A 23,218-nucleotide genomic window follows, 5' to 3' on the forward strand; every position below is an offset into this window, starting at 1 on the left:
AAGTAACTCGTTGTGGTCATGACGCTAGGCATCGAGGGCCCAGGTATCCAGATCCGCCCTCGGCGTGTCGGCAAGTCGCACCCGAATTCCGCCGGAAATCCCGGCTTTTCGTCGATATTCGGAAACATTCGGCTCCCGCGACGCAGCTCCGCACCGCCCACGGACGCGAACCCGGGACGACCGGGACCGCCGCGAGATCAGCGATAGGCCGGGAACTCGGGGCTCGACACGTTGTACATCGTCGCCTTGCGGGTGAGCAGATGCGTGAGAGTGCGGGCCTTCTCGGCACCGCGGTCGCTGTCCCCCCACACCACCGTCCGCTTCTCCGACAGGGTGAACTCGATGTCGACCGGTGAGGTCGCGGTGACCCGGATGACCTGCCGCGCCAACGATTCGGGCAGCCCTGCCACCGCCGCGATGGTCTCCTTGGTGGTCGGGTCCGCCGGCCCCGGATTCGGGGTGTCGAGCACCGGGAGCTTGAGGACCTCGGGCGGGACCCCCTGGGTGCGGTCGAAGTCGAGGAACGCGACCCCGGACCTGTCGAGCACGTGGACGTCGTCGCCGTTGATCACGATCACCACCGGCACCCGCTCGACGACGGTGATGGTCAGCGACGACGGATAACTCCGCTGCACCCGCGCCGATTCCACCGACGGGATCGTGGCGACGCGTTGCGCCACCGCCCGGGTGTCGACCTGCAACAGCGGGGTGCCCGACGGCACGGCCGCGACCCGCAGGATCTCGTCCGCGGGGATCGACCCGTTGTCGCGGACGTCGGTGCCGCGCACCGACATCAGCGGAGTGAGGTAGGCGATCAGGACCAGCCCGACCCCTACCGCGACGACCATGAGCGTGCCGAGGACCATGCGGGACCGGCGGCGCTCCGGCCACCGGATCACGACACCCGCCCCGTCCGGTCGTCGGACTCCCCCGGGCCGCCGACGGCAGATCCGGCCGCATCCGTCTCGGTGGCGGCGTCGGACGCCGACGCCGATTCGAGCGCGGCGAGGATCTCCGGTCCCTGCATGGTGATGTCACCCGCGCCCAGGGTCAGGACGACGTCGCCGGAGCGTGCCAGCCGGGCGACCTGCGCGGACAGACGTGACAGGTCCGGGGCGAAGATGCCCGGCACCGTCAGCTTGTCCGAGATCGTCCGCCCGCTGACCCCGGGGATCGGGGCCTCGCGGGCTCCGTAGACGTCGGCGACGACGACCGCGTCGGCGAGGTCGAGGGCCGCGGCGAACTCGTCGGCGAACTCGACGGTGCGCGAGTAGAGGTGCGGCTGGAACACGGCGATGACACGCCCGCGCGAGCCGTCCGGCCCGCCGCGCGCGGAGACCATGTCCCGCGCCGCCGACAGCACGGCGCGCACCTCGGTCGGATGATGGGCGTAGTCGTCGATGACCTCGACACCGCCGCGCTGTCCGCGGAACTCGAAACGCCGGTGGACGCCACCGAACGAGCCGATCCCGGCGAGGATGCCGTCGAACCGGCCCGGGGCACCGGACACCGCGTCGGCGGCCGGTGCGCCGACGCGAGCCGCGCCGATCACCGCGGCGATCGCGTTGAGCGCCATGTGCTCTCCGGGAAGCGGAAGGAGCAGCCGGCGGTCCTCGACATCCGGGCGGAGCGGGGAGGTGAAACGGACCGTTGCCGATCCCCCCGACCCGCGCGGTTCCCACGACAGCATGGTCGCGACGTTGGGGACGGTCGGCGCCAGCGCGGCATGCGTCCCGCGTCCGTATCCGAGGACCTCCACCCCGCGCGCGGTGAGCGACTCGGCGACGCGGCCGGCCAGGGCCGCCGACCCCGGGTCGTCGAGGCACACGATGAGCGAACCGCCTGTCGTGATCCGCGCGGCGAATCGGTCGAACACCTCGACATAGGCCTCGATCGAACCGAAGAAGTCGAGGTGGTCGGCATCGATGTTGGTGACCGCCACGACGTCGGGCGTGTACTCGAGCAGCGAGCCGTCGCTCTCGTCGGCCTCGGCGACGAAGACCGGATCACCACCGTGATGGGCGTTGGTCCCCGATTCGTTCAACTCGCCGCCGATCGCGAACGACGGGTCGGTTCCGGCGTGTTGCAGCGCGACGACGGCCATCGAGGTCGTGGACGTCTTGCCATGGGTACCCGCGATCAGCAGGCTGCGACAGCCCGCCATCAGCTGGGCCAGCACGCGCGGACGCAGGAGCACCGGGATGCCGCGCGAGCGTGCCGCGACGAGTTCGGGATTGGTCTTCGGGATCGCGGCGTGCGTGGTCACCACGACCGACGGGCCACCGGGGATCTGGTCGAGCGCCGACGGGTCGTGTCCGACCTGGACCCTGGCGCCGCGGGTGCGGAGTTCGAGGATGCCGCGACTGTTCTTGGCGTCCGACCCCGAGACCTGACCACCGCGGGCCAGCAGGATGCGTGCCAGTCCCGACATCCCGGCGCCGCCGATGCCGACCATGTGCACACGTCTCAGCTGATCCGGCAGCGCCCCCGGCGCCGTCTCGACGCTCGCCGTCTCGTCGTTCGCTGTCTGGTCGTCCGTCGTCTCATCGCTCACGGGACGACCTCCCGCCCCGACGGCGACCGGCACGGAAATCCCGCGCGAGTTCGATCGCGGCGGTGGCCACCGCCGACGCGGCGTCCCGGTGTCCGGTACCCGCGGCGGCGACCGACATCTGTTGCAGCCGCGCCGAATCCTTGAGCAGCGCGGGCACTTCGCGGGCGACCCAGTCGGCATCCACCGTCGAGTCGTCGACGAGCAGTCCCCCGCCGGCCTCCACGACGGGCAGTGCGTTCAGTCGCTGTTCACCGTTCCCGTGCGGCAGCGGGACGTAGATCGCGGGCAACCCGGTCGCCGACACCTCGGCGACCGTCATCGCACCGGAGCGACACATCACCAGATCGGCGGCGGCGTACGCGAGATCCATGCGCTTGAGATATCCGACGGCGCGGTAGGGCGGCGCGTCGTCGACGACCGCGGGGTCGATCGAGTTCTTGGGGCCATAGGCGTGCAGCACGCCGATGCCGGACCTGCCCAGCGTCTCCGCAGCGCCGGACACCGCGTCGTTGAGTCGTTGCGCCCCCTGCGAACCGCCGAAGACGAGCAGCGTCGGCGCATCGTCGTCGAGTCCGAAGTAATGGCGTGCCTTGGCGCGCAGCGCCGGCCGGTCGAGTTCGGCGAGCACGCCACGGACGGGGATCCCCACGACCGTCGCGTCGAGACCCGAACCGTCGACGGCGGCCAGGACGCGGTCGGCGAACCGGGCACCGACCTTGTTGGCGATGCCGGCCGAGGCATTGGCCTCGTGGATGACGATCGGGATCCGATTGCGCCGGCGCAGGTGCATCTGCGCCGCCAGGTATGCGGGCACGGACACGTAACCACCGAAGCCGATGACCACGTCGGCGTCGACCTCGTCGAGCACCTTGCGGGTGGCGGCCACCGAACCGAGTAGGCGGCCGGGGGTACGGGCCAGATCGAGGCCGGGTTTGCGCGGCAACGGGACCGGCGGGATCAGCTTCAGGTCGTATCCGCGTTCCGGAACGAGATCGACTTCGAGGCCCCGGCTGGTGCCCAGCGCGGTGATGCGGGCGGTCGGGTCGAGTCGGCTGACCGCGTCGGCGACGGCGAGGGCGGGTTCGATGTGACCGGCCGTACCGCCGCCGGCGACGACCACCGACAGCGGACGGCCTTTCGGCCGCCCTGTCGTATCAGCGTGTACTGCACCCGAACTCACCGGCGTCGTCACTCCATTCAGCCTTTGATCACATCTGCGCGGGACCCGCGTCCGGCGGGTCTCCGGCGGCAGTCGCACGTCCGCGCCGCCGTGTCACCAGCGACCCGCGCCTCGTCCGCTCGCGCCGCGGTGGTCACCCCGCCTCGCTCCGCTCCCGGCGCGGTACTCACCCCGCCCGCTCGCTCCGCTCCCGGCGCGGTACTCACCCCGCCCGCTCGCTCCGCTCCCGGCGCGGGCGCTCCCCCGATACCCGACACCGTAGTCCACGCCGCCCCGCGGAGACGGCCCAGGTCGGCCACGTCCCGCACCACCGCCGCGGCCGGTGGCCGTCGATCGGGCGCCCCCGGTGTTGCCGCCGCCTGCGCGCGGGAACGACCGGCCGTGGCGGCGATCGCTAGGCGGGGACTGCGTCGTCTTCGCGGCCCGTTTCCAGGGCAGCGGGAAACGTCGTCGGCCGCGACCGGCGTCCGCCGATGGCGCCCGTCCGCTCGGTGGCCGGCGACGCGTCACCGGCCCTCGAGCACTGTGACCGGCGCCCGCGGTCGCACGCGGGCCTCCGGTGCGTCGCTGGTCCAGCCGGTCGCGCAGCGACTCCGCGCGCGTCTGCCGGTAGGCAACGGGTGTCGGCAGACGCAGCCATCGTGCGACGCGGCTCGGCGATCCGCCGGTGAGGGTCGCCACCGCCTCGGGTTCGTGTCTGGCCGCGTTGGCGAGCAGCCCGAGCATCGCGAGGACCGTCAGCGTCGACGTGCCGCCCGCCGAGACCAGCGGCAGCTGGATTCCGGTCACCGGAAGCAATCCGATGACGTACCCGATGTTGATGAATGCCTGCGCGATGATGAGCACCGTGATGGTCGCCGACATCAGGCGCAGGAACGGATCGGTCGAGCGGTGCGCGATCCGGAAGCCGATGTAGGCGAGGACGACGAAGAGGAACACCACCATGAGGCCGCCGAGCAGCCCGAGTTCCTCGCCGATGATCGCGAAGATGAAGTCGTTGTGCGCGTTCGGCAGATAATTCCACTTGGCACTCGACTGGCCGAGTCCCACGCCGAAGACCCCGCCGTTCGCCAGCGCGTAGGTCGCCTGGCGCGCCTGATAGCCCGCGCCCTGCGGGTCGTCGACGTTGCCGAGGAAGCTCATCACGCGCTGGGACCGGTAGCCCTCGGCGAGGGCGAGGATCACGGCCAGCACGATGCCGGACACCGCGAACGACGCGAACACCTTGATCGGCAGACCCGCGAACCACAGCAGCGCGCCGACGATGATCGCGATGGTGATCGTCGTCGAGAGGTTCGGTTCGAGGATGATGAGCAGGCACACGAGCATGGCCACCGGAACGAGCGGAACCAACAGCTCACGCAGCGAGGCGTTGTCCCGCCGCCGGGAGGCCAGCAGGTGGGCACCCCAGATGCACAGCGCGACCTTGACCAGCTCGGACGGCTGCACCGACAGCCCGTAGATGACGAACCAGCGCCGCGCGCCCTGACTGAGCGTGCCGACGCCGGGGATGAGGACCAGGGCCAGCAACACCACCGCGACGAACATGGCGGGGGCGGCGAACCGCCGGAGGAGCCGCACCGGGACGCGCAGCATCAGATAGAACACCACGAGTCCCAGCAACGCGAAGATCACCTGGGTGGCGAACAGACCGTACGCCGATCCCTCTTTGGAGTAGCCCTCGACCGACGACGCCGAGAGCACCATCACCAGACCGAATGTGGTGAGCAGGAACGACATCGTGAGGATGAGCTGATACGACGCGAGCGGTCGGGCCAGCAGATTGCGGATCGCCTCTGCGACGATCGCCGGGACCGACGCGGCGGCCGCGGCACCCGCCGATCGGCTCGAGGCGTCACCGGTCGCCGACGCGGTGCCGGCCGCGCGCTTGGTTCCCCGCCGTTCGGCCTTCGTGCCGGTGTCGGTGTCAGTGCCGGCCTCGGTGTCCTCGACGCCGGTGACGCCGTCGGCATCGTCGGGGTCGTTGTCCGCGGCCGGGGTCCGGCTGCTCATCCGACTCACCGACCGGCGGTGGAAGAGCCGGCGATCCGGCACGCGGCGGCGGCGAAGGCGTCGCCGCGCGCTCCGTAACCGGCGAACATGTCCAGCGAGGCCGCCGCGGGGGCGAGGAGCACGGCGTCGGGTGCGGGTGAGCTCGCGACGGCGAGCGCCCAGGCCTCCTCGACGGCCCGGTCCATGACCGCCACCGATGCCGAGGAGCCCGTACCCGGGAGATCAACCGCTGAGGTGTGGGGACCGGCCTGTCCCGGACGATGCACGTTCACCGTGCCATCGTCTCCTGTGAATACTGTGACTGTTGGGACTTCTGGGGCGTGTCGCGCGATCGCCTCGATCACAAGGTCGCGGTCGCGCCCGATGGCGACCACGCCGACCAGCCGAGCACCCACCGCCGAGAGCATCTCGTCCATCGAGGCACCCTTCAGCAGGCCGCCCGCGATCAGGACGACCCGGTCGAAGGCGGCCACGGCGGCTTGTGCGGCGTGCGGATTGGTGGCCTTCGAGTCGTCGACGAAGGCGACACCGTCCCGGGACGCGACGACCTCACCGCGGTGGCCGGCCGGCCGGAAGGCCGTCAGGCCGGCCCGCACCGCATCGGGTCCGATGCCGACCGCGAGCGCCAGCGCCGACGCGGCCAGCGCGTCGGCGACACCCGACGGGCCGGCCGGCCGCACCGCATCGGCGTCGAACAGGTGGCCGGCGTCGAAGGCGCGGTCGGTCAGCTGCCCGTCCTTGACGCCGAGCTGGCCGGGCCGAGGCTCGCCGAGCGTGAAGCCGATGCGTCGACCCGCGGCGGGCAGCCCGGACGCGACCGGGTCGTCGAGGCCGACGACACTCACCGCACCGCGCAGCGCACCCGCCTTGGCGAGCGCATACGCCTCGAACGTGCCGTGCCAGTCGAGGTGGTCCTCGGCGACGTTGAGCACGACCCCGGCATGCGGACGGATCGACGGCGCCCAGTGCAGCTGGAACGAGGACAACTCGGCACACAGCACGTCCACCCGCGGCTCGGCCTGCATCGCGTCGAGAACCGGGAGACCGATGTTGCCGCAGGCAGCACCCGCACGACCGGAGGCCTCGACGATCCCGGCCAGCATCGAGGTGGTCGTCGTCTTGCCGTTGGTCCCGGTCACCACGAGCCAGGTGCGTGGTTCGCCCAGCAGACCCGCCGCGTCGACGCGCCAGGCCAGTTCGACCTCGCCCCAGACCGGGACGCCGCCGTCGGCCGCCGCCCGGACCAGATGGTGGGTCGGCGCGAAGCCGGGCGACACGATGACCACCGCGGCCCCTGCGAGCCGTGCGGGATCGGCGAGCAGATCCGACACGGCGATCGCCTCGACGCCGTGCGACACCAGTTCCGCCACCCCGGCGACCGCGGCCGTCGCCGCCTCCCGATCGGCCGGGGACGCATCGCGGGCGGCGAACCGGTCGTCGGCGAGCAGCACATCGGCGCCGAGCGTCACCAGGAACCGGGTGGCCGACAGGCCGGCGGTCCCGGCACCGCCGACCACGACGGTCCGGCCGGCCAGGTCGCGTGCGTCGGGTCCGGGCGGGTTCGGATCCGGCACCGGGCGATCAGGCATTGGTGGTCAGGAACTCGCCGTAGAACAGGGACAGCCCGAGGGCACAGGCGATGGCAGTGAGCAACCAGAATCTGATGATCACCGTGGTCTCGGCCCAGCCACCGAGTTCGAAGTGGTGGTGGAAGGGCGCCATCCGGAACACGCGTCGCCCGGTGGTCCGGAAGAAGGCGATCTGGATCACCACCGACATGATCTCGGCGACGAACAGCGCGCCGATGACGACCGCGAGCAGCTCGGTGCGCGTGGTGATCGACAGGCCCGCGAGCATCCCGCCGAGGGCGAGCGAGCCGGTGTCACCCATGAAGATCTTGGCGGGTGCGGCGTTCCACCAGAGGAAGCCGAGGCACGCCCCGCCGCCGGCCACCGCGATCAGCGCGAGGTCGAGCGGGTCGCGCACCTGATAGCAGCCGGTGGTGATCTCGCTGGGCGGCTTGGCGCCACCCGCGCAGGCGTTGACGAACTGAAAGAAGGTGACCAGGACATAGGAGCCCAGGACCATCGCCATCGACCCGGCGGCCAGGCCGTCGAGTCCGTCGGTGAAGTTCACCGCATTCGACCACGCCGCCACCACGAGCCAGCAGAACACCACGAAGACCACCGAGCCGAGCGTGATCGCGTCGATGTCGCGGACGTAGGACAGGTTGGTGCTCGCCGGGGTGTAGCCGTAGTCGTTGCGGAACTGCAGCACCAGGATGCCGAAGAGGATGGCGGCGACGAACTGACCGATCGACTTCGCGGTCTTGTTCAGACCCAGGTTGCGGTGCTTGCGGATCTTGATGATGTCGTCGAGGAAGCCGACGACGCCCAACGCGGTCGCCAGTCCGAGGACGAGCAGGCCGGAGGCGGTCGGCCCGTTCCCGGCGTCGGTGAAGACCCCGACGAGATGGGCACCGAAGTAGCCCGCCCACAGCGCGGCGAGGATCGCGACACCGCCCATCGACGGGGTTCCGCGCTTGGTCTGGTGACTCTTCGGACCCTCGACCCGGATCTCCTGCCCGAATCCCTGCCGGGAGAACACCTTGATGAGGACCGGCGTCAGCAGGATCGACACCGCGATCGCGATCGCGCCCGCGAGGAGTATCTGTGTCACCGCGTTGCCCCCGCATCCTCTCCGTACCCGACCGGAATTCTGTCCTCGACCACGATCGTCTCCCCGAACCTGTCCTGTGCCCCGAGCCGGTGTGGTGTCGCCGACCTGCTCGTCCCCGCCCCGCGGGTCACGGTGCCGCCTCCTCGCCGGTCGTCGCGTCGACGACCCGCCATCCCGCGCTCTCCGACCACGCGGCGATGACCGCATCGAGGTCGGCGGTCGCCGTCGCCAGCAGGATCACGTCACCGGCGGCGGGACGCCAGTCCTGGTCGATGTCGGCGAGACCTGCGGCCTCGTCGGCGGTCGCGACGATGCGCGCCTCGTCACCCCAGGAACCCTCCATGACCGCGCCCTGATGGAGGGCGTGAACCGAACGTGAGTCGCCCACGCAGAGAGTCTTGTCGACGGCCAGCCGGACCGCCAGGCGACCCAGCAGATCGTGTTCGACGACCCGCTGGTTCTCGGTGAGGCCCGCCGGTGAGGCGAGTTCGGCGATGACCGCCCAGGTACGACCCGCGCCGGCGGACTCGGCGAGGCGCCGGAGCAGCAGGCGGGCGTCGTCGACCGAGACCGGCGGGTTCCCACGGATGACCGTGACCGATGGCGTCGTCATCACCGCTCCTCGGACGCCGCGTCGGGGCCCCCGGGGGCGCGGGTGGTCCCCGTCGCCCACGATGTCGCCGCGCGGGACTCCAGCGCACGGGCGACGACCTCGCGGTCGTCGAACGGATGCTTCACGCCGTTGATCTCCTGACCTGCTTCGTGTCCCTTGCCGGCGACCAGCACGATGTCACCGGGCTGCGCCCACGCGATCGCCGCCTCGACGGCCGCGGCGCGATCGCCGATCTCGCGGACGGGTTCGGCGTCACGGGGTCGCTCGGTCACCGGCACGGCGTGCGCCCCGGCGAGCACCTCGGCGCGGATCGCGCCCGGATCTTCGGTGCGGGGGTTGTCGTCGGTGACGACGACGAGTTCGGCGCCGCGCGCGGCGGCCTCCCCCATCAGCGGACGTTTCCCGGTGTCCCGGTCGCCGCCGGCACCGATGACGATGGCGACCCGTCCGGTCGACTGCCCGCGCAGGGTCGTCAGCACCGCGTCGACCGCTCCCGGTTTGTGCGCGTAGTCGACCAGGGCCAGGAAGGGCTGTCCGCGGTCGATGCGCTGCAACCGTCCCGGCACGCTCACCGACGCCACCGCCTCGAGCGCGGTCGGCACCGACACCCCCGCGGCGTGCGCGACGGCGACGGCGAGCAGACCGTTGGCCACGTTGTACCGGCCGGGCAGCGGGATGCGGAGCTCGTGGGTGCCGTCCGGCTCGGAGAACGGTGTGCGCGACGAACCGTCGGGATCGAGCGACGACTCACCCGCGTGCCAGTGGGCCGGCGTCGGCCCGGTGGACACCGTGACCGGCTGCAGATGGGCGGACTCTCCCGGCCGCCGGGCGAGCTCGGCCATCCGTCGACCCCACTCGTCGTCGACGCAGACGACCGCCCGGACGGCATGGGTGGGGGCGGACGGGACGAACAGCTGCGCCTTGGCGTCGAAGTAGGCGCGCATCGTCTGGTGGAAGTCGAGATGATCCTGCGAGAGGTTGGTGAACGCGCCGATCGCGAAATGCGCACCGTCGACGCGGCCGAGCGCCAGCGCGTGACTCGACACCTCCATGACCACGATGTCGACGCCGTCCTCGAGCATCGCCGCGAGCAGGGCCTGCAGGGTCGGCGCCTCCGGGGTGGTCAGCGAACTCGGCTGGGCGACGCCGTTCACGCGCGTCTCGACGGTGCCGATCAGTCCGACGGAGTGGCCGGCGGCCAGCAGGGCGGCCTCGACGAGGTAGGACGTGGTGGTCTTACCCGACGTGCCGGTGACACCGATCAGCTTGAGCCGCTGCGACGGGTTGCCGTAGACGCGCGCACTGACGTTGCCGAGGACCGTGCGCGGCGCCGGATGGATGAGGACCGCGACGGCGGTCTCCGGCGGCAGCACGCGGGCCAGCTCGGCCCGGCCGGCCGGATCGGTGAGGATGGCCGACGCACCGGCCGCCACGGCCTGGTCGGCGAATCGCGCGCCATGCGTGCTCGACCCGGGCAGTGCGGCGAACAGATCACCGGGCCGGACCTCCTGGGCACGCAGCGTCACCCCGGTCACGGTCGACTCGGCGTCGGCGCCGCCGACGAGGTCGAGCCTGGCCCCGGTGGCGGTGGACAGCACGGACACAAGTGTCGGCGTGACGTCGCTGGGACGGATGGGTCCACCACGCGGGTCTTGTGATCGTCGACGAGACGCCATCGGTGCTCCTCGCCTCCTCGGTTCTTCTCTCGCGGTTCTGCGCTGCGCGAGCGGGGTGTGCTCGCTGGTGCCGGCCGGTGCTGGTCGGGCGTGACGGATCGGTGCCGGGGTCGGTGGCGCGACATCGGATGGGGCGGGCCGCACGATGCGTCGGCCCTCTCCGGGGGCACGGAATCGCACTCACGATACCGACCCGCCCGGACGGTCCCGGCACACGGTGCGCCCGGGGCCACACGTGTCCGGATCGCCCGACCGGTCGGCGGCGGCCGCCGCCGGACTACCGCGCGGTCAGGGTCAGTCGCGGTGTCGGCGTCGACAGCGGCACCTGGGCGCGCTGGAGCATCCACGAGGTGATGGTCGAGAACAGCGGAGCGGCCGACTGACCGCCCGACCCGTCGGAACTGCGCCGGGGGTTGTCGAGCATGATGCCGACGACGTAGCGCGGGTTGTCGGCCGGGGCGATGCCCGCGAACGTGATGTTGTAGCGCGAGTTCGAGTAGCAGCCGCACGCCGGATCGACCTGCTGCGCGGTGCCGGTCTTGCCGCTCACCTGATAGCCGTCGACGGCCGCCTTGGTGCCGGTGCCCTGCTGTTCACCCGTCGGATCGTCCTGCACCACCGACCGGAACATGTCCCGCACGGTGCGCGCGGTGGACTCGCTCACGACCCGGACCGGCTGGGGCCGCGCCCGCTGGTCGGGTGTCGACCCGTCGCGCTGTTCGGAGGACAGAATCCGCGGCGGGATACGCAGCCCGTCGTTGGCGATCGCCTGGTACATGGCGGTCATCTGCAACAGCGACATCGAAAGCCCTTGCCCGATGGGCAGGTTGGCGAACGAACCGCCCGACCACTGACTCAGTGCGGGCACCTCCCCCGCGCTCTCCGCCGGCAGTCCCACCCCGGTCCGCTGTCCGAGACCGAACCTCTTGACCATGTCGGCGAAGCGCTCCTCACCGATCCGCTGCGCGAGCATCAGGGTGCCGACGTTCGACGACTTACCGAAGATCCCGGTGGTGGTGTACGGCTCGACCCCGTGCGGCCACGCATCGCGCACGGTCACACCGGCCATCTGGATGCTCCCGGGTACCCGATGAACCGTCTCCGGCCGGGTGATCCCGTATTCGACGGCCGCCGCGGCAGCGATCAGCTTGTTGACCGAGCCCGGTTCGAACGGGGACGTGACGGCGGGGTTGCCCAACTCGGCATCGGGCTGCTCGGACAGCGGGATCGACGCGTTGAAGGTCCCGTCGTTCGCCATCGCCAGCACCTCGCCGGTCCTCGCGTCCAACACGACCGCCGACGCCCCCTGCGCACCAGATGCCTGCTTGGCCTTCATGATCTGACTCTGGACGAACCACTGGATGTCGGAGTCGAGGGTGAGCCGCACCGTCGCACCGTTGAGCGCCGGATGCACGTTGCGCATGCTGCCGGGGATGATCGCGCCGTCCGATCCGCGGTCGTAGGTCCGCGAACCGTCGGTTCCGGACAGGATGGAGTCAAGCGACGCCTCGAGTCCGATGAGGCCGTTGCCGTCGTAGTTCACGTCACCGACCACGTTCGCGGCCAGCGATCCCCCGGGGTAGAGACGGATGCTCTGCGGGTCCGCGCCGACCTCGGGGAACTCCTCGGTGATCCGTGACGCGACATCGGGGCTCACCGAGCGGGCCAGGTACACGAAAGTGTCCTCGCCGGTGACCTTCTCGAGCAGATCCGCTTCGCTGATCGACCCGCCCAGGGCCACCGACACCCCCTTCGCGATCTCCTTGAGCCTGGTGTCGACGTCCGGCAGAGCCGGATTCTTGCGATGCTCTTCCTCGATCGTCTTGCGAACGGCCTTGGGCAGGAACGTCAACGATCTGGCTTCGTCGGTGTAGGCGAGCGGCCGCCCGTTGCGGTCGAGGATCGCTCCGCGTTTGGCGGTGAGCACCTGGGTGTACTCGCGCTGCTGCGCCGCTTCGGCGGAGATCGCCCCGGCCTGCACGGTGTGCACGACGATCATCTTGACCGCGACCGCGAGAACCACGAGCAGTACCAGTACTCCCGCCGCGCGCGCACGGAACACGAAGGTCTGCGGTCCCCGGCCGTTCCGTCCGCCGGTCCCCGGACGCTTCGGTCCCCCGACCCCGCGGCGGGCCGCCGCCCGGGGCGGCGTCCCGGTCGTGCCGGCCCCGCGCCGAGCCGCTCGAAGGTCGCACGTGTCATGGTCGTCAATTGTTCACCGCTTCAACGTGGTTACACCGGATTTGACCCCGGCGGGTTGGAGATGACGCCGGAGACCCGGCGCACGTTGCGTGCCGGGCCGCCGATGAACTCACGGGGCGGGCACCACATTCGGCGCGGGAGTCGGCGTCGACGACGCGGCCGGCGGAACCACGCTCGTTCCGGACGGCACCGAATCGGTCCCGGACGGCAGCGGATTCGCGCCGGGCGGGGCGGTTTGCGACGGTGCGGGTTGCGACGGCGCCGGTTGTCCGCCGGTCGGTTGCGATGGTGTGGGCTGCGGGGTGGTCGTCGGAACCGCGTCGGGCCCGTCAGAACCCGACCGTCCACCCAGACCGATCGAGTCATCGACCCGGCTCGGGTCGACCTGGTCCGCGGGATCCGGTGCGGTGTCGGGGTTCAGACTCCCCATCGGTCGGCCGGAGGCCGGTACCGGCTTGCCCACCACTCGCGGCCGCCGAGGGTCGTCGACGATCATGCGGGCGGGGTTGTCGGCCGGGATCATGCCGAGACGCGCTGCCTTGTCGGACAATTCGGGTGCCGAATTGCCGGATTCATAGGTGCGCTTGAGGGCGTCGCGTTGATCGATGAGGGACTGATTCTGTGTGCGCTCGATTCCCAGCTTGTAGGAGTCCTGCGCCGCCTTGGTCGACAGCCACAGGCTGAGGCCGAGCCCGAGCACCAGCAGTGCGATGACCGGTACGACGAAGGGGGTGTGCTGCAATCGCTCTCGCAGGGACACCCCGGTCATCGACAGTCCACCGCCGGTACGACGCGACGGTGCGGCACGACCTGCCGCGGTGCGCCGGTGGCGCCGGTCGAGTGCGCGTTGGGCGGCGCGCGATCGGGTCGCCCGCTCGGACTCGATGCGGGTCCGGCGTGACCGTCGGGAGTCGCGGTCGTCGTCGGCACGCGACGGGGCCTCGTGCAGGATGGTCATGCTCAGCCCTTCTTCTCGACTCGTTCGATCGCGCGGACACGAACCGGCGCCGAGCGCGGGTTGGTGGCCAGTTCGTTCTCGTCCGGCCGTTCGGCGCCGCGCGTGACGAGACGGAATTCTGGTGCGGTACCGGGCAATTCGACCGGCAGCCCGGGAGGCGACGTCGACGACGTGCGCGTGGCGAACTCGCGCTTGACGATCCGGTCCTCCAGCGACTGATAACTCATCACGGTGACCCGACCGCCGACCACGAGCGAGTCCAGGGCCGCGGGCAATGCCTCACGCAGGACGTCCAATTCGTGGTTGACCTCGATGCGCAGCGCCTGGAAGGTCCGCTTCGCCGGATGTCCACCGGTCCGTCTGGTGGCGGCTGGTATCGCGTCGTAGAGCAATTCGACGAGACGCGCACTTGTCGTGAACGGCTCCTTGTCACGCTCCCGCAGCACCGCCGATGCGATCCGGCCGGCGAAGCGCTCCTCCCCGTAATCGGAGAGGACACGGGCCAATTCGCCGTGCGAGTACGTGTTGAGCACGTCGGCGGCGGTGAGCGGATCGTCGGCGTTCATCCGCATGTCCAGCGGCGCGTCCACCGCGTAGGCGAATCCGCGCCCGGCCTGGTCCAGCTGCATCGAGGACACGCCGAGATCGAACAGCGCGGCGTCGAGAGCCGATTCTCCCGCCGCGTCCATCACTTCGCCGATCTCGTGAAACGTCGCCTGGTGCAGCGAGATCCGGTCGGCGTAGGGGCTCAGTCGCTCACGAGCGATCTCGAGCGCCGAGGCATCTCGGTCGATGCCGACCACCCGGGCGTTCGGAAACGACTCGAGAACGAGCTGACTGTGTCCGCCGGCGCCGAGGGTGGCGTCGAGGAAGATCCGCGGATCGTCGGAATCCAGGGCCGGGGCAAGCAGTTCGACGATGCGAGCGCCCATCACCGGTACGTGCCCGAACTCGCCGGACCGGCGCGGTTCGTCACCTGCATCGACCATGATGAAGACCCCCCATCGGCATGTGTGCGGTATCGGCGGTGGGCGGTTGCTTCGGGTCGGCGAGAGCAGGCGGTCGGATGGAGCGGGGTCCCGACCCGATCGCGCACCTGGCGTTGGGGAAGTACGCCAGGGTCGCCACCGGGCCGGGGCCTCGTGCCACCCGAAGCCTCTGGGCACCGAACTCGCCCATCGGTTGCTGTCTCTTCGGTCTGTGTCTTGTCGGCAACCGGCGCAGGTGTCCGGCTACAGCACCGCGTTCAGTGCCGCGGAGTTGGCGGCCGAGAAGTTCTCCTCGTGCCGGGTCTGGTATTCGTTCCACGCGGCCGAATCCCAGATCTCGAGGTGATCGAGGCTGCCGAACACCACGCACTCCTTCGACAGTCCCGCGTACACGCGATGGTCGGCGGACAGGCTGATCCTGCCCTGACCGTCCGGTCGCTGCTCTTCCGAACCGGCGAAGAACGTTCGCTGAAACGCACGCAGATCGGGGTCGTTTCGGGACGCCTCGACGATCCGTGCCGCTATCGCATCGAACTCCTCGGTCCGGTACACCGACAAGCTGTGATCTTGGCCTTTGGTGACCACTACCCCTCCTGCCAGTGCATCGCGAAACTTGGCGGGCAACGTGAGCCGCCCTTTGTCATCCAACTTGGGCGTGTAGGTACCGACGAATCGCACGGACACGTCGACACCTCCTGCCCACCGGGATCTGCGCTTCCTGCGCTGTGGTGGACCGCTTCACCCAGTGATGCCACAGTACCCCACTTTCCACCACTTTCCACCCCCACCACCCCCCGATTCCCCCACGCTCAACAAATTCGCAGTTCAGAGCAGTGAAACGCGGCAAGTGAAGCACGTGTCGCGGCGCGTCGCCGACGGAATTCTGCGCTCGTACCCGTGGCAAGGGGCGTCTGGCGTTACCAGAGGGGCTGGAATGACCGGGACAAATGCGAAGGTGGGGCATAGTGGGGCGCCCGTGTGGGGAGAAGCGGGGAACGCCGGTGGGGCGTCGTGGGGACCGCCGACCGTGCGTCCAGATCCGTCGACTGTGCGTCCAGATCCATCGGCTGTGCGTCCGATCCCGTCGACTGTGCGTCCAGATCCGTCGACTGGGCGTCCAATCCCGTCGATCGTGCGCCGCATGGTCCGTCCCGTGCACAGGCGGCGAACGGCAGCATGAAAGAGCCGCGTACCCGTGGGGTACGCGGCTCTTGTCGTATGCGGTTGTCGCGGTGGCGACGCGGTTGTCGCCGGGGTCGGTCAGCCGATCGACGAACGCGGAGTCGAGATCAGCGGATCACTCCTGCTCGAACCTGCGATTGAATCGCTCTTCCATGCGTTCCGACAGCTTGCGCTTGCCGCCGCCGGACGGCCCGGATTGCTTCTTCCCGGCCCTGGGCGCCGACGAACCGGAGTCTGCGGTGCCGCTGTCCCCCCAGAGAGCGAAGAGGCCGGCCCCGAACATCACCAGGAAGCCCAGCAGGCTCACTATCGGGAACCCGCCGATGGTGATGTCGACGATGAGTCCGCCGACCAGCATCACCAGGCCGACGACGAAGACCGCTGCCGCCTGCAGGCGACGACGACCGCTCGACCTCCCAAGACGTCGACGCTTGACACTGGACGCAAACTTGGGGTCTTCCGCGTACAGCGCGCTCTCGATTTGTTCGAGCATGCGTTGCTCGTGCTCCGAAAGTGGCACCGACCCTCCTTCTACTGATCCGTGACGCCGACGAAGGTCACCCGCGACCGGAAAGGCGTCTGCGCCTATATCGTCCCATGATACGAGGTGAAATCGACCGCGACCACCATTACTCGCCGTTGCGGATGACAGGCCGGTGCGATAACCGACCAAGTGTGGCCGGATTCACGCCGTAGCCCCGATCTGAGGGGCGTCGGAACCGAGTTTTCCTTGCTCATAGGCGATGACCATCGTCTCGACCTGTCGGGAGAAATCGAGTACGAGCAGTCGCATCCCCGCCACACTGTCGGGATCGACCGTACGGATGATGCCGGACTCGATCTTCATCCGAACCGGCGAGAGGGAGGCGAACCGGGCGGCGATCGGCGCCAGCTCTGGTGCGACCACGCCGATGCGGGTCCAGGCGTTCGACGTCTTGCGCCGGATGGTCCCCACCGGCTCGTGGACGGCAAGGGCCGCACCCGACGCGCGAAGGGCCACCAGATAGAGCTGACGGAAACGTTCGGCGCCGTCCTCGACGCCGTCCGCGTTGTCGAGGAGCAGGTGCGCACGCTCGAGGAGGTCGCGGGCGCGGCCGACCATCACCGGATCGACGGGTACCGCGTGGGTGAGAGCTGTGGCGCTGCGATGCCTGGCCATGGCGTTCTCCTCCTCGTGCGTGAAGTTTGTCGTCCGGCGGCAGACGCTTCCCTCGTCCACCGCCGGACCGTGTCGTGGATGTGCGCGAACAGCTTGCGGAGGCACATTCATCGAACATCCGTTCGACAAGTTCAATATAGCTAGCCCGGCGTCGGGGTTCAAGACATCTGTGACCCGAAACCACCGCCGCGAAGTACAACGCCACCACCTGCGACCCGATTCCTGCCGAGTGTGCATCATCGAGAGGACAATTCCCGGAAGTGGCCCGCCATGCGATGCCCGGGAGAGGACGGCTCCGCCGCCCCCGCGCCGGCGACCGGAATACGCGGGCCGACGACGCCCCACAGGATGACGACGCAGAGAACGGGAGTCCGTTGACGATCCGTCTGGTGAGCCTGACCGGCCAGGACGCCCGGGCCTGGCTCGAGCCCGCACTGGAGATCTACGTGACCGCGATGAACTATCCGCGCGGTACCGAGATCCACCGCGCCGGGCTCTGGCGCGAGCACATGGCCCGGCCCGGATGGCGTGCGGTGGGCGCGGTCGAGACCGTGAGCCCGTACGAGGCGCGAACCATGCCGGCCGCGCGACGTCGGGTCGGTCCGCCGGTCGGCATCGGACCCGACGACCTGCTCGTCGGCATCGCCTACGGCTACACCGGCGCGACGGGCCAGTGGTGGAATCAGCAGCTGCGGCTCGGCCTCCGCCAGACGGGCCGGCCGCCCGAGATGGTCGAAGCGATCGCCCGCGACTACTTCGAACTCACCGAGCTACACGTGCATCCGACCGCCCAGGGACGAGGGATCGGACAGGGGCTGCTCGCCCGGCTCCTCGCCGACCGCCCCGAGCGCCACGTCCTGCTCTCGACACCGGAGATCCCCGCCGAGGACAACCGCGCATGGTCGCTGTACCGGCGGATGGGATTCACCGACGTCCTGCGTCACTTCACCTTCACCGGTGACCCACGTCCGTTCGCCTTCCTCGGACGCCCGCTCCCGCTGGAGCTGCAACCGCCGGCCGCGGCCCGACGCACCGGAACCGGGAGCTAGCGATGCACGGCACGCGGCGCGACGCCGTCGTCATCGGCGGGGGCCACAACGGCCTGATCGCCGCGGCCTATCTGGCGCAGGCCGGGCGGGAGGTGGAGGTCCTCGAGCGGGACGAGATCCCCGGCGGCGCCGTCTCGACCGTCGAACGGTTCCCCGGACACCGGGTCGACCGCGGGTCGTCGTCGCACCTGATGATCCGGCACTCCCCCGTCCTCGACGACCTCGACCTGGCCGCGCACGGCCTGCGATACGTCGACTGCGACCCGTGGGCATTCGTCCCGGCGACCGAGACGGCCCCGCCGATCATCTTCCGGAGTGACCTCGACGCCACCTGCGCGTCGATCGAGAATGCCTGTGGCGCAGCCGATGCCGCCGCCTACCGGAGATTCGTCGCGACGTGGACGCCGCGTGCGCGGGCGGTCATGGACGCGTTCTACCAACCCGCGACGCTGGGCAGATTCGGCCGTGCCTTCGGCGGCCTCGGCGGCACCGCGACCACGGCGCGCACCGGGGTCTTCGGTCGGCGGGGCGGCCGGGTGCTCAACCTCACCGCCGAACTGATGGCCTCGGGCGATTCCCTGCTCGACGAGTACTTCGACTCCGAGCAGCTCAAGGCCGGACTCGCGTGGTTCGGCGCCCAGTCGGGTCCGCCCATGAGCGCGCCGGGCACCGCACCGATGATCGGCTTCGCCGCACTCATGCACCGGATTCCGCCCGGTCGCGCGATCGGGGGCAGCGGTGCCCTCACCGATGCGCTCGTCCATCGGATCGGCGCGGACGGCGGCGTGGTCTCGTGCGGCGACCCCGCGGTCTCCGTCGCCCGTTGCGGTGACCACTGGCGAGTGGTCACCCGCAGCGGCGAATCCCGCTGCACCGGGACCGTCATCAGCGCCTGCCACGTGCTGACCACGCTGGATCTGCTCGCCGCCGGCGGTTACGACGCCGGCATCATCGACCGGTGGCGACGCTCCATCGTCGTGGGCAACGGGATCGGGATGGCCGTGCGGCTCGGGACGACGAGCCTGCCCGACTACCGGGATCTGCCCGGCGACCTGCCCGAGCACGGCGTCCATTCCGCTCTCGGACTGCTGGTCACCGACCGCGCCCACCTCACCAGGGCCCACGCCGCGGCGTCGGTGGGCGAGCTCCCGCCGCGTCCGGCCGTGGTCGCGATGAGCTATTCGGCGATCGACCCGACGCTCGCACCGCCGGGCCGCTCCGTCATCAATCTCTGGGCACAGTGGCATCCGTACCGGCTGGCCGAGGGCGACTGGCCCGCCGCGGCCGACCGCGCCGCGAAGGCGGTCTGCGACGAGGTCGACCGCCACGCACCCGGTTTCGCCGACTCGATCGCGCACCGGTACATCCAGACGCCGAGAGACCTCGCCGACGAACTGGGTCTGATCGGCGGCAACATCATGCACGTCGAGATGTCCATCGACCAGATGTTCATGTGGCGCCCGACCCCCGACCTCTCGGGCCACCGCGTCCCCGGTGCCGACGGCCTGTTCCTCGCCGGCGCGTCGACTCACCCCGGCGGAGGTGTCACCGGCGCCAGCGGGTACATCGCCGCCCACGCGGTCCTGCGACGCGGGCGACGGGGGTTCGGCCGTCGGTCCTAAAGTCTCCGACCATCCGATCCGCGAGCGCCCCGGGTAAGTGCCCTACGCGAGACCGCCGACAGCGATATGACACCGCTGCGCTTGTGCGGGGCGTATCGCCGGGGTGGTTTTCAGGCCGGAGGCCCGACGCGGCGCGGCGCGATCGGTGACCCGCGCTCCGGCCGGGGTCTGGCACGATGAGCACCGTGCGTTCGTCGAATCCCGTACCGGGTGCGCCCGGGTCCCGCCGTGCCCGGCGACTGCTGCCGTCCGCGGTGGCCGTCGCCCTCGTCGCCCTGTCCCCCCTGATGGCCGGTTGTCTCGAGCGGTCGACGACGGTCGGCGACCGCTACTCGGGGAGCGTGGTCGTGGCGACCACCCCGGACAATCCACGCGGCACACCGCAGTTCGATCTGCCCGAGTCGATGGCCGGACAGGTCTCGGTGACCGACTACCGGCAGGCGCCCGACCGACCCGACGACCCGTCGTCGACCCCCGGCGCCGGACCCGAGGACACGACCGAACCGGAATCCCCCTCCCCCTCCGAGACCGCCGGGAACGACGACGCCGGCGCGGAGGGGAACCCCGACGAGGACGATCCCGCCACCCGAGTGGGCGCGCGGGCAACGTTCAGCGATCTCACCGCGGGACAGTTCGCCCAGCTCGGCGACATCGTGGCCGATGCCTACGGCGACACCTCGCTGACGATGGACCTCACCGCCAAACGCAGCGGTGAGGTGGTGCGTTTCCGCGGTGACACCGACCTGACCGAGCTCGTGCCGAACCGCGACTATGTTCAGCTGACCGTCACCTTCGGCGGGCCGGTGACCGCGACGAACGGCGAGCAGGTCGGCGAATCGACCGTGACCTGGACACCCGCACCGGGCGAACCGTCGGACTTCAGCGCCGACGCCACCTATCCGGATCCGGCGACCGCCGCGGTCAGCAGCTGGTCGTGGTTCGTCGCGCTGTTGTGCGTAGCGGTCGTCCTGGTGATCGTCCGGATCGCCTACACCAAGCGCTACCGCGGACCACGCCCCGGACGTCCGGTCCCGACGACGACAGCTCCGTCGACGATCTCGGGCGAAGGACTCGCCGCTGCCGCCGATCCCGCGTCGGGTCCGGCCTCGGGAACGCCGGCACCGGACCGGACGGCACCGCCCGCCGACAAGTGATCCCGGCCGGCCGCGTCGAAGCCGGCGCGGCGGGACGGGTCCTCCCGATCAGGCCGAAACGTGCAACGCGGCGTCGACGTCCACGCCGAGGCGGCCCAGTACCTCTGTCGTGGCCTTGGCGAAGTTGAGGCTGCAGAAATGCAGGCAGGGCGCACCTTCGGCGATGAGGCGCTGCGCCATCTCGGTGGCGAAGTCGATGCCGACGGCGCGGACCGACGCGCGGTCCTCTTCGGCGCCGTTGCCCGCGGCCTTGGCGAAGCGTTCCTCGACGTCGGGCGGGATCACCGAACCCGACAGCTCGACCATCCGCCGCGCGGTGGCCAGTGAGGTCACCGGCATGATGCCGGGGATGATCGGCTTGCTTCCCTGCTCGGGATCGGCGGCCGCGACGCGATCACGGAGTCGCAGGTAGTGCTCGACGTCGAAGAACATCTGGGTGATGGAGTACTCGGCTCCGGCTCGTAGCTTGTCGACGAGCGTGCGGGTGTCGTGATCGATGTCGGGCGACCGGTGATGGGTCTCCGGGAACGACGCCACTCCCACGTGGAAGTCGCCCAGCGTGTCGATGAGCCGGACGAGCTGCTCGGCATACTCGACGCCGTCGGGATGGGCGACCCACTCGCCGAGCGGGTCACCGGGCGGGTCGCCGCGAAGCGCGAGGATGTTGGTGATGCCCTGGTCGGCGTAGGCGCCGACCAGCGCCCGAAGTTCCGCAACGCTGTGGTTGACCGCGGTCAGGTGGGCCACCGGCAGCAGCGTGGTCTGCGCGGCGAGCTCGCCGGTGATACGCACGGTGCGGTCTCGGGTGGAACCGCCGGCGCCGTAGGTCATCGAGACGAATGCCGGGGACAACCGCTCGAAGATGCGCACCGCGCGCCAGAGCCGGGACTCGGCCTCGGCGTCACGCGGGGGGAAGAACTCGACGGAGAACGGGACCGGACCGCGGTGCGGAGCGGACAGGCGTTCGACGATCGAGGGTGCGGGAGCGGTTGGGGTCACTCGCACAGTGTACGGAGCTGGTCGCATAGCCTGGCAGGGTGACCTCCACGATCCCCACGCCCACCTCGCTCGATGCGGTCCCGGGCGCCGTCGAGGCCGAATTACGTGCTTTCTTCGCCGACGCGGTCCCCGCCACCGCCGCGATCGCGCCGGTGGTCGGCGAGGCCGCCGAACTGATCCGGGAGTTCGTCCTGCGTGGCGGCAAGCGCATCCGGCCGGTCTTCGTCTTCGCCGGATGGCGCTGCGGGACATCGTCGTCGGACCGCACCCCCGTCGGGGACGCCGCACCCGGCCCGCGTGACGCACTGCGGGTCTGCGCGGCACTCGAACTCGTGCAGGCCTGCGCGCTCATCCACGACGACATCATCGACCGGTCCGACACCCGGCGCGGGCATCCGACAGTGCACCGGGAGTTCGAGTCGCGCCACGCGGACGCCGCGTGGGCCGGGGACCCCGGTGCGCACGGGGTCGCGGCCGCGATCCTCGCCGGCGACTTCGCGCTCGCGTGGGCGGACGACCTGGTCCACGGGCACCGGCCGGGGGTTTCGCCCGAGACCGGCGGCCACCGTCGGTTGCCCGTCGACGTGGGCGCGACGTGGGCGGCGATGCGGACCGAGGTGCTCGGCGGCCAGTTCCTCGACATCGTGAACGAGGCCGGCGGAGACGACTCGACCGAGGCCGCGTACCGGGTGATGGAGTTCAAGACGGCCGCCTACACCGTCGCGCGACCACTCGAACTGGGTGCACGGATGGCGGGTGCGTCCGAACAGCTCGTGTCGAGCCTGCGTTCGATCGGGCACGATCTCGGGGTCGCGTTTCAGCTCCGCGACGATCTGCTCGGCGTCTTCGGCGATCCGGATCGGACCGGGAAACCGTCCGGCGACGACCTGGTCTCCGGCAAGCGCACGGCGCTGCTGGCGACTGCACTGCAGCGAGCCGATGCGGCCGACCCCGACCTCGGCGCCCGCCTTCGTTCCTATCTCGGGCGCTCCCTGGATGCCGACGAATTGGACTCCGCGCGAGCCATTTTCGTCGAGGTCGGCGCGGTGGACGAGGTGGAGAACTCGATCGACGAGCTGTTGCGGTCGGCGTTGACCGCCCTCGACGCCGCCGACATCGGCGAGGACATCAGGGCCGAGCTGATCGCGGTCGCGCATCGCGTCGCGCACCGCGAGGCGTGAACGCTCCC

At 70.4% G+C, this 23,218-nt stretch carries 18 protein-coding genes and 1 pseudogene; 4 read left to right on the top strand and 15 right to left on the bottom strand.

What is annotated here, in order from left to right; genetic code table 11:
* Positions 1-197: 197 nt before the first annotated feature.
* The 14 genes and pseudogenes from AC3B5T_RS22585 to AC3B5T_RS22650 all read right to left on the bottom strand — a co-directional run bounded on the left by AC3B5T_RS22585 (position 198) and on the right by AC3B5T_RS22650 (position 17,205).
* Entirely contained in the window at positions 198-899 is a 702-nt protein-coding gene (locus tag AC3B5T_RS22585; protein WP_055476127.1) for a cell division protein FtsQ/DivIB, read from the bottom strand.
* On the bottom strand, positions 896-2,455 hold the full coding sequence (gene murC, locus AC3B5T_RS22590; RefSeq protein ID WP_231632731.1) for a UDP-N-acetylmuramate--L-alanine ligase: 1,560 nt from the start codon (positions 2,453-2,455) through the stop codon (positions 896-898). The genes AC3B5T_RS22585 and murC overlap by 4 nt, the downstream gene beginning before the upstream one ends.
* Before the next feature lie 88 nt (positions 2,456-2,543).
* Positions 2,544-3,674, bottom strand: coding sequence for an undecaprenyldiphospho-muramoylpentapeptide beta-N-acetylglucosaminyltransferase (gene murG, locus AC3B5T_RS22595; protein WP_010843664.1), 1,131 nt, complete (start codon positions 3,672-3,674; stop codon positions 2,544-2,546).
* A 153-nt stretch (positions 3,675-3,827) separates the two neighbouring features.
* Positions 3,828-5,747, bottom strand: coding sequence for a putative lipid II flippase FtsW (ftsW, locus tag AC3B5T_RS22600; RefSeq protein ID WP_488357949.1), 1,920 nt, complete (start codon positions 5,745-5,747; stop codon positions 3,828-3,830).
* A 5-nt stretch (positions 5,748-5,752) separates the two neighbouring features.
* Positions 5,753-7,336, bottom strand: coding sequence for a UDP-N-acetylmuramoyl-L-alanine--D-glutamate ligase (gene murD / locus AC3B5T_RS22605; protein ID WP_488357951.1), 1,584 nt, complete (start codon positions 7,334-7,336; stop codon positions 5,753-5,755).
* Complete coding sequence (mraY, locus tag AC3B5T_RS22610) at positions 7,329-8,426, bottom strand: phospho-N-acetylmuramoyl-pentapeptide-transferase (protein WP_010843661.1); 1,098 nt, start codon at positions 8,424-8,426, stop codon at positions 7,329-7,331. The genes murD and mraY overlap by 8 nt, the downstream gene beginning before the upstream one ends.
* A 127-nt stretch (positions 8,427-8,553) precedes the next feature.
* On the bottom strand, positions 8,554-9,039 hold the full coding sequence (locus AC3B5T_RS22615) for a UDP-N-acetylmuramoyl-tripeptide--D-alanyl-D-alanine ligase (RefSeq protein ID WP_010843660.1): 486 nt from the start codon (positions 9,037-9,039) through the stop codon (positions 8,554-8,556).
* Positions 9,039-10,715 carry a UDP-N-acetylmuramoyl-L-alanyl-D-glutamate--2,6-diaminopimelate ligase gene (locus AC3B5T_RS22620; protein WP_055476124.1) on the bottom strand — a complete coding sequence of 559 codons (1,677 nt, stop codon included), beginning with the start codon at positions 10,713-10,715 and terminating at the stop codon, positions 9,039-9,041. The genes AC3B5T_RS22615 and AC3B5T_RS22620 overlap by 1 nt, the downstream gene beginning before the upstream one ends.
* Positions 10,716-10,992: 277 nt before the next feature.
* Positions 10,993-12,917, bottom strand: a pseudogene (locus tag AC3B5T_RS22625) (peptidoglycan D,D-transpeptidase FtsI family protein).
* Between the two features lie 109 nt (positions 12,918-13,026).
* Positions 13,027-13,875: a cell division protein FtsL gene (gene ftsL / locus AC3B5T_RS22630; RefSeq protein ID WP_055476122.1), complete on the bottom strand. Its 849-nt coding sequence runs from the start codon at positions 13,873-13,875 to the stop codon at positions 13,027-13,029.
* Between the two features lie 2 nt (positions 13,876-13,877).
* Complete coding sequence (gene rsmH, locus AC3B5T_RS22635) at positions 13,878-14,864, bottom strand: 16S rRNA (cytosine(1402)-N(4))-methyltransferase RsmH (protein ID WP_055476121.1); 987 nt, start codon at positions 14,862-14,864, stop codon at positions 13,878-13,880.
* Between the two features lie 243 nt (positions 14,865-15,107).
* A complete protein-coding gene (mraZ, locus tag AC3B5T_RS22640) occupies positions 15,108-15,548 on the bottom strand; it encodes a division/cell wall cluster transcriptional repressor MraZ (protein ID WP_055476120.1) in 441 nt (146 codons plus the stop codon).
* Positions 15,549-16,161: 613 nt separating this feature from the next.
* A complete protein-coding gene (locus tag AC3B5T_RS22645; protein ID WP_014927300.1) occupies positions 16,162-16,566 on the bottom strand; it encodes a DUF3040 domain-containing protein in 405 nt (134 codons plus the stop codon).
* A 165-nt stretch (positions 16,567-16,731) separates the two neighbouring features.
* Positions 16,732-17,205, bottom strand: coding sequence for an SAV_6107 family HEPN domain-containing protein (locus AC3B5T_RS22650; RefSeq protein WP_055476145.1), 474 nt, complete (start codon positions 17,203-17,205; stop codon positions 16,732-16,734).
* Positions 17,206-17,579: 374 nt separating this feature from the next.
* On the opposite strand from AC3B5T_RS22650, the gene AC3B5T_RS22655 reads away from it, so the two are divergent.
* From AC3B5T_RS22655 to AC3B5T_RS22665, 3 genes are all read left to right on the top strand, one after another.
* A complete protein-coding gene (locus tag AC3B5T_RS22655) occupies positions 17,580-18,254 on the top strand; it encodes a GNAT family N-acetyltransferase (protein WP_055476119.1) in 675 nt (224 codons plus the stop codon).
* 2 nt (positions 18,255-18,256) lie between these two features.
* Complete coding sequence (locus tag AC3B5T_RS22660; protein WP_055476118.1) at positions 18,257-19,876, top strand: phytoene desaturase family protein; 1,620 nt, start codon at positions 18,257-18,259, stop codon at positions 19,874-19,876.
* A gap of 176 nt (positions 19,877-20,052) precedes the next feature.
* Positions 20,053-21,030 carry an LppM family (lipo)protein gene (locus AC3B5T_RS22665; protein WP_055476117.1) on the top strand — a complete coding sequence of 326 codons (978 nt, stop codon included), beginning with the start codon at positions 20,053-20,055 and terminating at the stop codon, positions 21,028-21,030.
* A 48-nt stretch (positions 21,031-21,078) separates the two neighbouring features.
* On the opposite strand, the gene AC3B5T_RS22670 is transcribed toward AC3B5T_RS22665, so the two are convergent.
* The gene (locus AC3B5T_RS22670; protein WP_035717842.1) at positions 21,079-22,056 is read right to left on the bottom strand and encodes a methylenetetrahydrofolate reductase; all 978 of its coding nucleotides are present in this window, start codon (positions 22,054-22,056) and stop codon (positions 21,079-21,081) included.
* Between the two features lie 11 nt (positions 22,057-22,067).
* On the opposite strand from AC3B5T_RS22670, the gene AC3B5T_RS22675 reads away from it, so the two are divergent.
* Complete coding sequence (locus tag AC3B5T_RS22675; RefSeq protein WP_055476116.1) at positions 22,068-23,210, top strand: polyprenyl synthetase family protein; 1,143 nt, start codon at positions 22,068-22,070, stop codon at positions 23,208-23,210.
* The last annotated feature ends 8 nt before the right edge of the window (positions 23,211-23,218 follow it).

The sequence above is a fragment of the Gordonia sp. G4 genome, from assembly GCF_057770005.1.

Excerpts from the sequence above, each read along its gene's own strand:
- AC3B5T_RS22660 (WP_055476118.1), top strand. The coding sequence starts at position 18,257 with ATGCACGGCACGCGGCGCGACGCCGTCGTCATCGGCGGGGGCCACAAC.
- AC3B5T_RS22670 (WP_035717842.1), bottom strand. The coding sequence starts at position 22,056 with ATGCGACCAGCTCCGTACACTGTGCGAGTGACCCCAACCGCTCCCGCA.
- AC3B5T_RS22650 (WP_055476145.1), bottom strand. The coding sequence starts at position 17,205 with ATGGCCAGGCATCGCAGCGCCACAGCTCTCACCCACGCGGTACCCGTC.
- ftsW (WP_488357949.1), bottom strand. The coding sequence starts at position 5,747 with ATGAGCAGCCGGACCCCGGCCGCGGACAACGACCCCGACGATGCCGAC.
- AC3B5T_RS22620 (WP_055476124.1), bottom strand. The coding sequence starts at position 10,715 with ATGGCGTCTCGTCGACGATCACAAGACCCGCGTGGTGGACCCATCCGT.
- AC3B5T_RS22665 (WP_055476117.1), top strand. The coding sequence starts at position 20,053 with ATGAGCACCGTGCGTTCGTCGAATCCCGTACCGGGTGCGCCCGGGTCC.
- murC (WP_231632731.1), bottom strand. The coding sequence starts at position 2,455 with ATGGTCGGCATCGGCGGCGCCGGGATGTCGGGACTGGCACGCATCCTG.
- rsmH (WP_055476121.1), bottom strand. The coding sequence starts at position 14,864 with ATGGTCGATGCAGGTGACGAACCGCGCCGGTCCGGCGAGTTCGGGCAC.
- ftsL (WP_055476122.1), bottom strand. The coding sequence starts at position 13,875 with ATGACCATCCTGCACGAGGCCCCGTCGCGTGCCGACGACGACCGCGAC.
- murD (WP_488357951.1), bottom strand. The coding sequence starts at position 7,336 with ATGCCTGATCGCCCGGTGCCGGATCCGAACCCGCCCGGACCCGACGCA.
- AC3B5T_RS22615 (WP_010843660.1), bottom strand. The coding sequence starts at position 9,039 with ATGACGACGCCATCGGTCACGGTCATCCGTGGGAACCCGCCGGTCTCG.